Genomic DNA, 15,791 nt, shown 5'->3' with positions numbered 1-15,791 from the left:
CTCAGGTCCCGGTAGGCTTCACGCATAAAAGTCCGGAGGCCGACACATGCTGGCAATTCTTGTGTCGGCCTCTGGCCTGCGGTGCGGAGGCAGCGACATGGCGCTCCCACCAAGCACACAGTTCTTATTGCCGGATATAATGCCGAGTCTCTGAAATGCGGTTCCGGTCCGACCTGAGGTGTACTGTCCGCCTGCAATCCCAATGGCGTCGAAGAATGGCTTCTATCTCAAACAAGATGCGGTAGGCGTTGCTCGCCCCGCGGTCAGAGACGCATTTCGAACACGACCGGAATCGATCCCGTATAGGGACAAAAAAACGCAGCCGGAGCTGCGTTTTCTGTGATTGAAGTTGACGTTCCGTCGATCTTCTAGTGACCCGAGTTGGCTGCAGCTTCTGCAGCCTCATCGATCGGTTCTAAGTCGGTCGTCAGTGCCGGATCGTTAGCATCCCCGACCGATCCCGAGGGAGCGTCGTTGCAACCACACACGGCGAAAAGACTGAGAACCAAAAACCAGCTTGCAATCTTCATTATCAATTCCTACGCTAACATTGAGAGAACAATAAGTAACAAAAACAACCGTTTCGGGAACTTCTACAGCGTCTCGCCATATGCGCGGCTACCAATAGCAATCCAGGTGGCTTGGTCGGTCGTTTCACCAGCAAAGTTCACCGAAGCGTCGGCACGCAGAGTCATACAACCACCGGGATGGGCACTGCTGGCTTCTTTGATCGAGATATCGGTTACCGACGCATCGTTGTCGCAGCTAGGACCCGCGTTGGGGCCACGCAAGGTGGTGATGTAAGGGCCGCGGAACGCACCCCCCCAAGCCCACCAACGATTCTGTTCGTCGCTTTGACCATCCCAACCGGAGCCCGATTGATACATGCCAACGCAGTTGTCGAAGTAGGTATTGATCTCGGTAATGAAAGCGGGTGTGTTGCGGAACGTCGTACTGGTTCCCGAAACCGATTGCCGCAAAGCATTTCCGACGACGACGCGGTAGCTTTCCTCGATGTTAGGATTTGTCGAATCCCATTGGCCTTGATTGCGACCGACCTTCGCTTCAGCCATCGCCAGTGTGTTGGAAGTTCCATCGGTGATGTCGCGGAACCGACAGAAGAAGGCTTTGTCGAACATGCCCGGCTCGCTCCCGTTTCCAACGTCCCAAGAAGTGCAGGGACCGTGCGAGAAACTGTAGCTCGATGGAGCCATGTCGGACGTGTAGGCAACGTCCGACCCTGGATCGCTAGGGCATTGGAAGGCGTCAATACGGGTTCGGCGAATCACGCTGCTGTGTTCGGCGACCCCTGAAATGTTGACACCAAAGTTGTAGCGGAAATCGATTTGATCGTAGAGTGGTCCTTGTTCAATGAACGGCAAGATGCTCGCCAGCCCACTCCACGAGTTCCAACCTTCGATCGTCCCACTTGCATTGGGCAGGCTCACGCCCGCGCTAGCAGGAAACGATTGGTAGGTGTCGTGATAATTGTGCAGCGCCAAACCCAGCTGCTTCATATTGTTCGAACACGACATCCGACGCGCGGCCTCCCGGGCTGCCTGAACCGCTGGCAACAATAGCCCGACCAAAATTCCGATGATGGCAATCACCACCAACAATTCAACAAGAGTGAAACCCTTTGGGCTTCGTTTGACAAAACGATCCATATCAAATCCTCCGATGCAGAAAAGAAAAGTAGACGCACAGTTCGGAACCGAAATGTGTGTATGAATGTCGAGTCGCGGCTCATCGCACGCGCTCTATGATCAGCCGAATGAGTAAATCAACCTTCACGAGACTATGTGGGGGTGTCAAGTTTTAGAGTAGGGTTAAAGCGTGAATCTGCCCCAGAAAACCCCGAATTGCACAGTCTGGATAACCTTAGACTCCGTGCAGGGGGTGTGTCGGTGGTTATTGTGGTCGGTGCGGGCGATCTTTATTGGTGGGGTGTGTGCTGCGTGCAGAGACGGAACCACCGGTCGCGATGGAACGGGACACGCTACCGTTGATTCACGGTGAACCGGGACACGCGGATTGTTCGATTTTTCCCGATATTTGTCTCGGTTTAAGGCGTCGCAATTCAATGCAGTCCAACGTGGCCGAACAAAATCGCACCTCTCATATTTAACGCCGTCTACGAAAAAACCACGCAGCGTTCGCTGCGTGGTTTCGCGAGTTTGTGGTTGTTAAACCTTTAAACGCCGAGGTGGTAATCGCTCGTGAAAACGTGTTGCGTTACCGAGTGCGGGGGGCCCTACGGCAGCTGACTGACTTCGCCAAAGCTGCGACTGCCTGCGGCGATCCAGGTCGCTTGGTCGGTCGTTTCGCCGACAAATGATACCGAAGCGTCGGCACGTAATGCCATCACGCCGCCGGGGTGGTAGCTGCTGGGTTCCTTGATCGACATGTCGGTGACCGACGCGTCGTTGTCACAACTGGGGCCCGAGTTCGGTCCTTTCAGCGTTGTGATAAACGGACCGCGGAACGCGCCACCCCAGCCCCAGTGGCGTCCTTGTTCATCGCTTTGCGTATCCCAACCGGTGCCAGCGTCGTACATGCCCAAGCAGGTGTCGTAATACGTATTGATCGCAGCGATGTGGGCCGCGGTGTTGTAAAAGACGTTGTTCTTGCCACCGAGAGCGTGGGTCAACGCCGTTCCAACGACCACGCGATAACTTTCGTTGCGGTTGGTCGAACCTGTGTTCCATTGCCCTTGATCCATACCGATCTTGGCTTCCGACATGGCCAGCGTATTGGAAGTCCCGTCGGTGATGTCGCGGAACTTGCAGAAGAAGTCTTTGTCGAAAACGCCTGGTTCACTACCGGCACCAAGATCGCGGGCCGCAGCGGGACCGTGTGAGAAGCAGTAGCTGGTCGGAGCCATGTCCGCGTTGTAAGCAACCGACGAACCGGGGTCGCTGGGGCAAACGAAGGCATCGATGCGCACACGTCGGACGACGCTGCTGTGCTCGGCGACCCCCGCGATATTGGCGTCGAAGTTGTAGCTGAAATCGATTTGGTCATACAGCGGCCCCTGCTCAATGAAAGGCAGGATGCTGGCCAAACCGCTCCACGATGCCCATGATTCGTTCACAATGCTAGGTGATCGCGGCAGGGTGACGCCCGCGTTGGCGGGAAAGCACTGATAGGTGTCGTGGTAGTTATGTAGTGCGAGGCCCAGTTGTTTCATGTTGTTGGAGCATTGCATCCGACGGGCTGCTTCCCGCGCCGCTTGCACGGCGGGCAACAATAGACCGACCAAAATGCCGATGATCGCGATCACGACCAACAATTCAACAAGGGTAAAGCCGACACGGCTTTGACGAACATTTCTCAACATTCAGAGACTCCAGGTAAGGGAACAATGGTTTAAAAAATTTGTAGTGCTGTGGGCGTTCAACGCCCACGGAGATCGATGCGGTGCGCCAATAATCAGCAACACGACCGCACCTGCTTCCATGCGTTTTTCCATGTGGGATGCAAGGGTATATGGGGCAGCAAGCCGTTGGTGACCCTCGAATCACACCAAACTGAAACACCCGGCTGTTTAAAAGAGCCCGATGAAATTAACAATTTTTGGACTTCTTTCTCGGCGGCGCCACGATCGGTCTCGTGACGCATCCCAGCAGAGGCGCGCGCGAGTGACGTGCGTACGTTCTGACGTAACGGACCGCTGTCGACACGTCATGGTCGGAGAGACCGTGAGCGTTCGTTCGGTCATCTAACCTGTTGCGGCCGAACTCCTAACACCTAAGCTCAACTTGGACTCACTGGAATCCAATAGCAAGTATGCAAATAGACACGGTGGCTCTCTGTATTCGCATATCGGAGCCGTTGTTGACGGGGCTCCGTTGGCATACCAATCGACTACTTTTGCTTAGCAGCTTGCTCGGCGGCTCCGTCGACTGGCGGCATCGGCTCGTTAAATTTGGGATCATCGGGGCTCACGGAATTTGGATTGCCACAGCCCAGCAGTGGCGTCGTGAGACATATCAAAACAACGATCCATTGAGCGACTTTCATGTACCTCAGTTCTCCAAGTTCAAAACGGTTTTCAGCGGGTGTGGGTTGCGCGACATGCGCCCTAGAAATTTCCACGCCTACACTAATCCAACACGTCTACCGCGTACCGGTATCGCAAGAATTCAACAAACTTTTGACGACCCGCATTTCGAGTCAGGCGAGGTCAACGAGTGGCAACCCGATGGATTGTCCTTCGTTGATGACGTAGGTTGGGTGCGAAAATCTCTCCGACTTAGGCTAAATAGTCAAGCCTTGAGGGGGCGTTAGTTGGAGATCTGGCCGCAGAATGCGGCGAAAACGTCCTTGTGGGGGGGGGCGTCTAAGGAGAGGTGCCATCTCAGATGGTCTGGAGCCGGTTGGAAATCCAGTGTTCGAGACTGCAGGTGCCTAGGTTGAGTGAAGTTCTGAGAATTCGTCGGCTTGCCGTATATTCGCCCATCCGTCGCTTGCAGCGCCTTGCGGGGCTCTAGCCCTGGTTACCGTTCATTATGTGATCACCCATATGGATGGCGTGGTGAGCCATGGTTTCAGGTAGGCAACATTGCCACAGCTTGGGCGAACTCACAGTTACTTGCGGCTCCCACGCACGATCGATTGCACGGCGAGTATATTCAGTTGGGAGGGGACCATTTCACGTAGGAAGCGACCCGAGTCAGCGATGTTTTAGGGCAAACAATGACGTCTGAGTCATTCAATGCTCGCGCAAAAAAAGCCCCTCGCACGCTGTATGTTGCGAGGGGCTACGCACGATTAATTTGAACTTTGGAGGACAGTTCTTCCTATTCAGACGTCATGGATTTTTCAAGGGTCACGTCGACAGGAGCATCTGGATCGGATGCAGGTTCGGGACCTGGTCCGGACACTTGGGGACCACATCCAACAATCGTTGCTGCAGCCAACAGGCACAATAAACGCAAATGTCTCATCTGGGTTGGTATTCCTATATCTAAATGCTAATGAACGGGCGAGGCAAACCGACAGCGTTCCACGAATGCAGGTCGTTGTGTTTGAAGTTAATTCGCAGTTTCACCGCCGCGAATACTACCTAACGCAATCCAAGTTGCTTGGTCGATCGTTTCAGTTTGGAAACCAACCGAAGCGTCGCAACGCAACGTCAAACAACCACCTGGATGATAACTGCTCGGCTCTTTGAGTGCGGCTTCTGTGTATGAAGTATCGAGGTCACAACCGGGGCCAGCATTAGGACCGATGAAAGTAGTGATTTGTGGTCCATGCCCTGTATCGCCCGAATTCCAATAACGACCGTTTTCGTCATTTGAACCGTTAAATACACCGGAGCCGCCTGCATCATACGCAGCAAGGCAGGTGTCGTTGTAATACGCGTTGATGATGTCGATATAGGGCTGTGTATTTCGGAACACACGCGAGTTGCCCGAAAGCGACTGGGTAAACGAGCCTGGAGCTTGGACTATCACGCCTCGCTCGCGGTTCTGCGCCGTCGTGTCCCACATTCCCTGGTTTCTTCCCAAAACGGCCTCCGCCATGGCCAGAGTATTGGACGTACCATCGGTGATGTCTCGCATCCGGTGCCAATTTTCACCATCGGCAAACCCGCCCTCCTGGCCGTTGGTTACGTCCCAGTGCGCTTGCGGTCCGCGCGAAAAACAGTAGGAGGTAGGAGAATGGGAATCGTGGTAACTGAGCGAAGAACCTGGGTCGCTTGGACAGGTAAACGTGCTGTCAAGACGTGTGTCGCGAACCTGCGCGTTTGTTAGACCACCACTTGTCGTGTCACTACTGCCGTTAGAAAAACGAAAGTCGCAGTTGTCGTAAAGCGCCTGCTGTTCGACAAATGGCAGCAAACCCTCCAACCCACTCCAGCGATCCCAGCTATAGATGGTCCCACCATCTGCGTTAAGAACTTCGTTTGTCCCTGGTGCTGACGGAAATGCCTTGTGGGTGTCGTGGTAATTGTGCAGTGCAACCCCTAGCTGCTTTAGGTTGTTCGAACATTGCATTCGACGAGCCGCCTCACGCGCCGCTTGGACCGCAGGCAGCAGCAGTCCCACTAAAATTCCAATGATGGCAATTACCACCAACAACTCCACGAGGGTGAAGCCGGTACGGCTTCTCGATTCTGATCGCATCTTTTGGATCTCCAGCAGAATGACGGATGAATTAAGTATCGAAATTGGAATAAACGTTTCGATACCAGATGGCACCCCGCCTTGTGGCCTGAGCGACTCGGCGAATGGTGCTGCGTCAATGATCCTGTAATTTCGCTGCGATGTCAACTCTCTTTAGGGGGATCGGACGCCAGACGCGGCGTGATAGAGGGCTCCTAGCTTCCCTAGCGGGTGTGTCAAGTTCGATTCGATTGCCTTTTGAAAACTCAACCGCGCGTTGGGGAAGTCCCCCGTCTCAACCATTAAGAACCCGCGATGGAACTGAGCTTCGAGAAGTGAAATGCGATCGTGATGTCGGTCGGTTGCGAGATGTCCGGAGCTGAAATCCAGTGCTTGATAAATGACCTGTGGCGTAGCGTTTCCCATTGTTCCTGCCACGATAAACATGTCTCGTAGGGGGGACTCGCTCATCTTACCTACGATTTGCATCGCTTCATAAAACTCGCCGTTGAGTAACAGCTCTCGAGCCAAATGCTCGACACGATTCGAGCCATCTCTAGATTCGAGTCCCTCGACGGAAACAGAGACCCTGGCACGCAAACTCTGAAGTGCACTGATCGCCGTTTCAATTTGTTGTCGCTGCGGCGGTTGCAGATCGCTCCGGGCGAACAGCTTTTGGCTGTGCGCCAGGGCGCGGGTTTGGTCGATCAACGAGGGGACGCCGGCGTAGCGGAGCGTTCGGTGGGCGCTTTCCAACAATGCCATCGTCCGGGCGTATTCCGTTTCGGTTTGGTCGTCGTCGGGGAGGACGCGAAGGGCGGCGAACGGAAATCGTAGCGCCGACAACACCAAGGAGACCTTTCGCGATTCGGCGGGGCCGCCGAAGGCGATCGTTCGTTCAAAGTAAACGTCGGGGGCGGGTCGAGGAATTTCCAAAATCGACAATAAGCGGGCCGATTCGCGCAGCGGGACGCTGGAGTCGCGATCGTCCGATTGCGCAAAGATCACCCGTCGGCTGTCGATTCCCAATGTCTTCCATGGGGAATCGAGCGAATGATGGCGGATCGTGCTGAGATCGTTTGCATTGACGACGATCAGCTTGGGGTTCCATTCGTCGAACCACTTGCGAAAACCTCCCCACTGTCCATCGCTGCGGACATAGCGATGCTCCCGCCAATTGCTCCAGTCGTTTACGATCGCGGCGTATTGCGGATAGAAATCGCCGTACGTGTCCCAGCGGTCGCTGACAACCAAAGGAAGAGCCCGACGAGTGTCTTGCAATTTCCAGTGGTTCGCCAGGTCGAGGTTCTGCAAGACAACGGGGCCTGCCAGATTCCATTGCTCGGTGTCGACGTTTCGTGCCGAATTCAGCCCCCCCAGTATCTCGTCGCGTTGCAGGCCGACGTGGACCACCAGGAATGCCAACGCCATGCCGATAGCGGCCCCATTCCAACGGCGGATCTGCTTGACTGAAGCGGTTTGCGGCAAAACAAATCGATCGGACGACGCAGTACAGGCGAACGCGATCGATGCGAGCCAAAAGTATCGCCCCGAACCAATCGCCAGCGCGGTGAAGAGGGCCAGCAGCAGGCCGTCGCTCAAACGCGGCGCGCTCGCCATGAACCAACGACGCCAACCGTCGATGATGAATAGTAAGACGACGACATGGGGCCATCCGAAGTCAGGCGTTTGCCAGATGACCTGCATCGACGGCATCAGAGAATCGAGAGGTCGATTCGCGATCGCTGTCACCGGTCGTATCATTGTCGCCAGCAATCCCGGCTGCAGGGCAACCAGTCCGATCAACAACAAGAGCCAGCCGGCGGTGAGCCCGAAGACCAATCCGACCTGCTGGCGATCGGCAAGCGTCTGACGGCAGATCGACACGATGGTTAGGGCCACGATCGCCAATGGGATCGCCATTTCCAGTGTCGTTGCCAATGCGGCACCGCTGATCAATCCGACGATCGCAAATGTCCGAAGGCTTTTGTCGCGCGACGGTTCATCCTCGGCCAGCACGCGGTCGCGCAATCGTACCGCAGCGTAGGTGAGGCAAGCGGCCAAGAAGCCGCCATGCGGATCGATTTGACAAAGGCCAACGACCATCGCGATCGCGCATACCGCCGCCGTGCATCGCCGCGTTCTTTGGGCCACCGCAGCGATCAGAACGGCGATTGCGGCGATCGCCAACCAGGTTGGCCAAACAAACAGAGGCATGAGCGAAGGGAATCGCGAGAGCCACGGATTCCAAGCCTCCCCGCCCGCCAAGAGGCTGTTGTCCGGGGGAGGAATCAAGGCGACCGGCTCGCCGAGCCGCGTCACGTTTGCTGCCAATAAGATGATCACACTGGCAACCCACCAAGTTGCCAACGCACCGAACCATGGCGGCATCCGCGCAAGAAGATGGTTGCGATCCGGAGACGTCGCGGTGGCGGAGGAGCCGGCCAGAGGCTTGGATCCCTTCGACGGATGGCGGCGATGTCGCGAAGGTTCTTTATTCACTTGGACTCCTCGATATCATCCCGCACGCGGATCCAGTGGTCGGTAAAACGAATGTTCGGATTCATTGGGACCGCTGGCATGTGGCACCGCAAACAATCGTCGCGGTTCCCCGCCCCGCAGGTCGTATGCTGGGGCTGTTTCGGATCGTGGCACTGGACGCACTGCCAAATGCCCTTGGAATCCTGAGCCGAGAGTGATTTGTGGGGATCGTGACAGGTCGTGCACCGCATTTCCGATTCGATGAAGCAGGGAGATTGCAGCAGGCCGACCGGTTGAAAGCGAACAATTTCGATATTGTCGGTTCGGATCTCATCGGGCTCGTATTCATCCGCGTTGCGGTGACACTGACCGCATCGGTGAACCGAGTCGATGCGATCGGTTGCCATCCAATCGTCGATGGTTCCTTCCCCTCCGGCGGCGACATGGGCTTGTTGCGGTCCATGGCAGCGTTGGCAATTAATGCTGGTAACCATCCCGTGGAAATCGATCGAAGAATCCTCGGCTGGCAGATGGCTGCTGTGGCAGGAAAAACAGCTGACCGATTTTGCCCCATCGAAGAAAAGCCCAAACGCTCCGTAATGCGTATCGCCCACGTGTTCGGGTTGCCCGGGAGTGCGGGCGAATCGATCGGTGTGATGAAACCACGTCCAACGAAATTCGACCTCGTCGGTGTTCCCCAACAGATCGTCCATCGTCGAAGTCCACGTATGGGCGTGAGTGCCCGAACCAAAACACCAATCGATGCGAATCCGCCGCGTGATCCCGTCACGCTCGGTGACCGCGTGGACTTCGGAATTGGCATCGACCTCGATTTCAAACGCTTCGTCATTGGGCAACGACTGCTTCATCAAACCGGTCAACGTTTCGATCGACTTGGCGTCCGACGCCGGCCGCAACGTTTGAGCGTGCCCTGTTTCGGGATAGGTATCCGCTTCGACATGGCATTCGCTGCAGGTCGATTCATCCGCCCAGCCGGCCGTCGTCAGCACCGCATCGACGGGAAACGGATCCCGGGATGCCGTCACGCTTGCCGCGATCAACAGCAGCGCCGCGATGACGACGGAAAAACGGACCGCCAGCTTGGTGCGCCGGTCTGCGGGTTCGAGTTTTTCGGTCATGCAATCATCCAGAAGTCGGGGGCCGTTTCACGAATCGTAACATGCCGACGGGCGATCTGGCCATTGCGACGGCGGACGCGTCCCGCGTTAAAAATGCATTCGCGATCTTACCGCCAATCGGCTAGAATCGGCGATCACCCCCTGAGCGGAACGAACGGGGACGCCCGCCTAACCCTCCCTTGCATCCCCTGCTAGGTGACGCATCGTGCCGTCGTGGCGTCGTCTCCCCGATCCGCGGCGTCCTTCCCAACCTGCAACCGCACCCACAGGCAAGCTGCATGAACCGCCTTCGATCGATCGCCCTGAGTCTGCTGATCCTGGCGACGGGTACGTCCGCTTCGGCCAACGACGGACTGGCGCCTGCGGACGTCGAATTCTTTGAAGCGAAGATTCGCCCGGTTTTGGTGGAGCACTGTTATGAATGCCACAACAGCGAATCGACGGCCGAAGCGGAGCTGGCGTTGGATTGGCGAAAACCGCTGCGAACGGGAGGCCAGTCGGGCCCTTCGCTCGCCGAGGCAGCCAGCGATAGTTTTCTGTTGAAGGTGATGCGGCATGAGGTCGAAGGGCTGGAGATGCCCGAAGGGGGCGAGAAGCTCAGCGATGCGATCCTTGCCGATTTCGAGACATGGATCGCAAAAGGAGCCGCCGATCCTCGCGACGCTCCGCCATCGGCCGAAGAATTGGCAAAGTCGACGTCGTGGGAAGCGGTTCGAGACAAGCGAGCCAAGTGGTGGAGCTTTCAGCCGATCGCCGAAGTCACGCCTCCCCAGAGCGACAATGGTTGGTCGGACGCTCCGATCGATCGCTTCACGTACGAAAAGATGCAAGCTGCGGGATTGCAGCCCGCCGACCCAGCCGATCGCGTGACCTTGGTTCGCCGGCTCTATTTCGCCTTGACCGGGCTCCCTCCAACGCCTCAGCAAATTGATGCGTTTGTCGGCGATGCGGGCGACGACGCTTATGAAACCCTTGTCGACGAGTTGTTGCAGTCGCCTCATTTTGGCGAGCGTTGGGCCCGGCATTGGATGGATTGGTTCCGGTATGCCCAGTCGCATGGCAGCGAAGGGGATCCGAGGATTGCGGGGGCGACGCGCTACCGCGACTACCTGATCCGAGCCCTCAACCGAGACGTTCCCTACGATCAATTGGTCCGCGAGCACATCGCCGGAGATCGGTTGTCCGAACCACGGATCGATGAAAGTTTGGGGATCAACGAATCCTTGATCGGCACGGCGCATTGGCGAATGGTCTTTCATGGCTTTGCCCCGACCGACGCCTTGGACGAACGGGTCCGATTCACCGACGATGCGATCGATGTCGTCAGTAAAGCGTTTTTAGGACTGACCGTTTCCTGTGCCCGGTGCCACAACCATAAGTTCGACGCGATCAGCCAAGCCGACTACTACGCCTTTGCGGGAATCGTCGGATCGACGCGTCCAGGGCGGGCGGCGATCGATCTGCCCGGTCGGCTGAATCGGCACCGCGAGACCTTAGCGAAACTGAAACCGAAGATCCGCGATGCGATCGTCGCCGATTGGCAACCGGTCGTCGATGGACTGGCGGAGCGTTTGACCTCGTCGCCGGCGAGCGAATCGGACGCGCAGGATCTTCATGCGGTTCTGCGTCCCTGGGCCGCAACGCAGCGGGCGGTTGATGCCGGTGAAAGTTTTGCCACCGCCTGGCAACGGCAGATCGAAGAATTTGAAACGCTGCAAAGTCAACGCGCTGCTTTTGACGAACCTTCTCATCCATACGATTGGCAACTCGGAGAACCGGACGCCGAAGTGGAATGGTTTGCTTACGGCAACGGGTTGGTGGCCGAGTCCGGTCGGGAATCGCAGCGGCAACCGCGTCGCACGTCGGCGGGCGAGTTCGCTATCTCCGAATCGGGGGCCGCATTGCGCGGAATTTATCCGGCGGGAGTGGTTGCCAATTTGATCAGCAACAAGCACGCGGCGGTGTTGACTTCGGAGGACTTCCGCGTCGCCGACGATCAACGCTTGTGGGTCCAGATCGCAGGGGATGGAGCGTCGTCGGCACGGTTTGTGGTGCAGAACTATCCTCGCAACGGGACCGTCTATCCCGTCACCAACCTATCGGGCGAGAAGGCCTCGCGTTGGCATTGGCAGCAGTACGACTTGAGCTACTGGAGCGGCGACGACCTGCATATCGAACTCGCCACCGCGCGGGACGCTCCATTGTTGGTCAAGGACAACGATCGTTCCTGGTTTGGGATTCGACGCGCCGTGGTCACCGATCCCGGTCAGCAACCGCCGGCCGAGTGGCGCGAACACTTGACACCGTTGTTCGCGTCGGCGTTGGAAAAGCCTCCGGCGTCGTTGGACGCATTGGCCGCAAATTATGCGACGGCGATTGGAGATGCGATTCAGGCGTGGCAAGCGGGAACGATGACCGATCCGCAGGCGTTGTTGCTGGACGCATGTGTTCAACAAAATCTATTGCCCAACGGGTTGGATCAACTGCCGTCGGCGAAGCCTTTGATCGATGAATACCGCCGTTTGGAAGCGGAGATCCCGGTGCCACGCCGCGTGCCGACGCTGGCCGAATGGAAGGGGAGCGATCATCCGCTGTACATTCGCGGCGATCATAAACAGCCCGACCAACCGATCCCGCGGCGTTTCTTGGAAGCGTTTGACGCCGAGCCCTACCCGACCGACCTGAGTGGTCGCGAGCAACTGGCGGAGGACTTGGTCCGCGACGACAATCCGTTGACTGCGCGGGTGATCGTGAACCGAATTTGGCATCACTTGTTTGGACGCGGAATCGTCGCGACGACCGACAATTTTGGCCGGCTTGGCGTTCCGCCGACCCATCCGGAATTGTTGGACTACCTGGCCAACAACTTCCGCGACAACGCCTGGTCGATCAAACAACTGATTCGACAGATTGTGACCAGCGAAACGTGGCGACAGCAATCGACGCCCTCCGCCAAGGTACTCGATGTCGATCCCGATAACTTATGGCTCTCGTATCGAACGACGTCGCGATTGGAAGCCGAAGCGATTCGCGATTCGCTGTTATTGGTTTCAGGACGTTTGCAAACGACGCCGCCCGAGGGAGCGGTTCGAGGTGACAGCGATCGCCGGTCGGTCTATGTCAACGTGATTCGCAACTCCTTGGATCCGTTCTTGAGCAGCTTCGACGCACCGGTTCCATTCAGCTGCAAAGGCCGCCGCGACGTCACCAACGTTCCGGCCCAAGCGTTGATGATGCTGAACAATCCCTTTGTGCTCAGCGCCGCTCAACGGTTGTCGCAAGACATTTTGACCGACGAATCGTTGCACGATCCTGCGCAGCGGGTCGGTGCCATCTGGCGTCGCTGTTTCGGACGATCTCCGAGCGATTCGGAACTGAAGGCAGCAACCGGTTTCCTGCAACAGAGCCAAGCGGCAAATGAAGCGATCCGCCAGCAGATCGCTCAATGGGATCGAGAGATCGCCCAGCAGCGAGAACAAATCGACCAGATCACGCTTCCCGCCCGCGACCGCTTGTTGGCAGCGCTTAAAAGTCCGACGCAAACGGCAACCGCGGTCGACGACTCGCTCCCCACGCCGTTGCGGCAGTGGGAGTTCGGTCGGCTCGAATCCGACGCGAAGGTGAAAGAACAGCTGACCCTTCACGGCACCGCACGCATCCAGGACGGCGCATTGATCGTCGATGGCGGCGGTTGGGCGGCGTCCGCTGCGTTGCCTGAATCGATTGGTGCGAAGTCGCTTGAGGTGGTCGTGCAGTTGGATGATTTGGAGCAACACGGCGGTGCGGCGATCTCGCTTCAGACGACCGATGGCGTGCTCTTCGATGCGATTGTGTTTGCCGAACGCGAGCCGCGACGCTGGATGAGTGGCAGCGACCATGGGCGGCGAACCCAGAACTTGCAAGCGGTTGAAGAGGACCTGGCGGACCAGCAGCCGATCCATCTCGTGATCACCTACGGCAAGGATGGCACGGTCGCTTGTTATCGCAACGGACAGATTTACGGAACGCCTTACAAAACGGGCGTGCAATCGTTCCCCGCCGGGCGAACGCAGGTCATTCTTGGAATGCGACACGGCGTGCGAACCACCGGCGGAAGGATGCTGAAGGGGCGAATCTACGACGCGCGGCTGTACGACGTGGCGCTATCGGAAACGGAGGTGCAGGCGTTGGGATCTCGAGCGGTCAACGTGATCACTCGCGAACAGATCATCGCCGCGTTGGAACCCGCCCAGCGCGAACAACTGTCGGTGTTGGAAACGCAACTGGCAACGTTGCAGCGTCAACGCGACGAGACTGCTCCGGCCCCGGGACTGCAGCAACACTGGATCGACTTTGCCCATTCGCTGCTCAATATGAAGGAGTTCCTCTATGTTCGCTAACTCTTCGCACCACGACGTCGCTTCGCGGAGACGCTGGTTGCAAGCATGCAGCAGCGGATTTGGGATGCTTGCTCTATCGAGTTTGCAGCAGCAAGCAACGGCCGCGTCCAAGGTGCCGTTAGTCAACCCGAAAGCCAAGAGCGTGATCTTGTGCTACATGTCCGGGGGCGTTTCGCACGTCGATTCGTTCGATCCGAAACCGCAACTGGTCAAAGACCATGGCAAATCGATGCCGGTCAAGGTCGAACGAACCCAGTTCAACAACAACGGCAAGATCTTTGGAAGCCCTTTCACGTTCAAGCCTCACGGTGAAAGCGGTCTGGAGATCAGCGAGATCTTTCCCGAGATCGGCAGCTGTGCCGATCATCTCGCGGTCGTCCGTTCGGCCACGACCAATGTGAACGAACACGCCCAAGGGAACTTCGCGATCCACACCGGCTTTCCCTTTTTGGGGCATCCCAGCGCCGGCGCCTGGATCAGTTATGGGTTAGGGGCGGCGAACGAGAACCTTCCCAGCTATGTCGTCTTGCAAAGCGGCGGTGCGGTGCCTCCTCATGGCGGCGTGGGACTGTTCAGCAGCGGTTACCTTCCGGCGCAACATCAAGCTTCGATTCTGCAAGCCGACAAACCGGACGCGGTTCCGAACATCCGCCCCTCGCAATCGCTAACGCTGCAGCGACAGCGGCTCGACTTCGTCCGCCAGATCGATTCGCAGTTCGCCGATATGGCGAGGAATCGCCAGGTCGACGCAGCGATCGAAAATTTTGAAACGGCGTTTCGGATGCAGTCGGCGGTGCCGGAGATCTGTGACATCTCCGACGAAACCGATGCGACGATGAACCTGTACGGAATCGATGATCCCGATCCCGCGAAATCCGCCTATGGCCGACAGGCGTTGCTGGCTAGGAAATTGGTGGAACAGGGCGTCCGTTTTGTCGAACTCTCTTGTCTCACGCGCGGGATCGGAGCCGGCGGCGCAGCGAACCCTTGGGATCAACACGGCGATTTGGAGAAAGGGCATCGCGCGATGGCTGGACAAGTCGACCGCCCGATCGCGGCATTGATTAAAGATCTCGAGGCGCGTGGGCTGTTGGATGAGACGTTGATCGTCTTCACGGGTGAGTTTGGTCGAACGCCATTCTCACAAGGTTCCAACGGTCGCGATCACAATCCCTTCGGATTCAGTTTGTGGTTGGCTGGCGGCGGAATCCGTGGCGGCACGACGTACGGTGCGACCGATGAATTGGGCTACCACGCGGTGGAAAAGCCCTGCACGATCTATGACATCTGGGCGACGGTGCTGCATCAGTTAGGCATCGACCATGAAAAACTGACCTTCCGATCGGGGGGCCGCGACTTCCGACTGACCGATGTTCACGGCAATGTGTTGAACGAGATCATCGCCTGATCGGCAGAAGCCTTTTGACGCTCGGCGCCCCCATCTTTCGTAAGCCGATGCGCCGGCGAAGAGTCCAGGATGCACGTGTCTTGGCTGGGCGATGGAGGTTTGCGTCTGGCAGTCATTGCGCCGGCGGAACGGTGCGGGCGCGTGTTGCTTCGCGGACGCGAGGCTCGTCGTTGTCTTGCCGATGCATCCGGTCTACTATGAATTGCGTTTCTATCTATCGCACAAAAGCTGGGGATGCTGTGCCGGCATCGCACAAATAAAGAACTTACCGGCG

General features: G+C 57.4%; 8 protein-coding genes. 2 read left to right on the top strand and 6 right to left on the bottom strand.

Annotated elements, in window-relative coordinates; all coding sequences use genetic code 11:
* Positions 1-368 precede the first annotated feature (368 nt).
* The 6 genes from Poly24_RS27090 to Poly24_RS15000 all read right to left on the bottom strand — a co-directional run bounded on the left by Poly24_RS27090 (position 369) and on the right by Poly24_RS15000 (position 9,730).
* Complete coding sequence (locus tag Poly24_RS27090; RefSeq protein WP_197451926.1) at positions 369-530, bottom strand: hypothetical protein; 162 nt, start codon at positions 528-530, stop codon at positions 369-371.
* A gap of 63 nt (positions 531-593) precedes the next feature.
* Positions 594-1,667 carry a DUF1559 domain-containing protein gene (locus Poly24_RS15020; protein ID WP_145102944.1) on the bottom strand — a complete coding sequence of 358 codons (1,074 nt, stop codon included), beginning with the start codon at positions 1,665-1,667 and terminating at the stop codon, positions 594-596.
* Positions 1,668-2,254: 587 nt separating this feature from the next.
* Positions 2,255-3,340, bottom strand: coding sequence for a DUF1559 domain-containing protein (locus tag Poly24_RS15015; RefSeq protein WP_145102942.1), 1,086 nt, complete (start codon positions 3,338-3,340; stop codon positions 2,255-2,257).
* Positions 3,341-5,036: 1,696 nt separating this feature from the next.
* Entirely contained in the window at positions 5,037-6,278 is a 1,242-nt protein-coding gene (locus tag Poly24_RS15010; protein WP_145096863.1) for a DUF1559 domain-containing protein, read from the bottom strand.
* A 6-nt stretch (positions 6,279-6,284) separates the two neighbouring features.
* Positions 6,285-8,612: a hypothetical protein gene (locus Poly24_RS15005; protein WP_145096860.1), complete on the bottom strand. Its 2,328-nt coding sequence runs from the start codon at positions 8,610-8,612 to the stop codon at positions 6,285-6,287.
* Positions 8,609-9,730: a hypothetical protein gene (locus tag Poly24_RS15000; RefSeq protein WP_145096857.1), complete on the bottom strand. Its 1,122-nt coding sequence runs from the start codon at positions 9,728-9,730 to the stop codon at positions 8,609-8,611. Before Poly24_RS15000 ends, Poly24_RS15005 begins: the two co-directional genes overlap by 4 nt.
* Positions 9,731-10,008: 278 nt before the next feature.
* Between Poly24_RS15000 and Poly24_RS14995 the strand changes: the two genes are divergently transcribed.
* Both Poly24_RS14995 and Poly24_RS14990 read left to right on the top strand, forming a co-directional pair.
* Positions 10,009-14,109 (top strand): DUF1553 domain-containing protein, encoded by a 4,101-nt coding sequence (locus Poly24_RS14995; protein WP_145096854.1) that lies wholly within the window; start codon positions 10,009-10,011, stop codon positions 14,107-14,109.
* The gene (locus tag Poly24_RS14990) at positions 14,099-15,517 is read left to right on the top strand and encodes a DUF1501 domain-containing protein (protein ID WP_197451925.1); all 1,419 of its coding nucleotides are present in this window, start codon (positions 14,099-14,101) and stop codon (positions 15,515-15,517) included. Before Poly24_RS14995 ends, Poly24_RS14990 begins: the two co-directional genes overlap by 11 nt.
* Positions 15,518-15,791 lie beyond the last annotated feature (274 nt).

This window comes from Rosistilla carotiformis (genome assembly GCF_007753095.1).
Lineage (GTDB): Bacteria > Planctomycetota > Planctomycetia > Pirellulales > Pirellulaceae > Rosistilla > Rosistilla carotiformis.
Note: the sequence above shows the minus strand (reverse complement) of the source record. Positions and strands in the feature narration are given on the sequence as shown.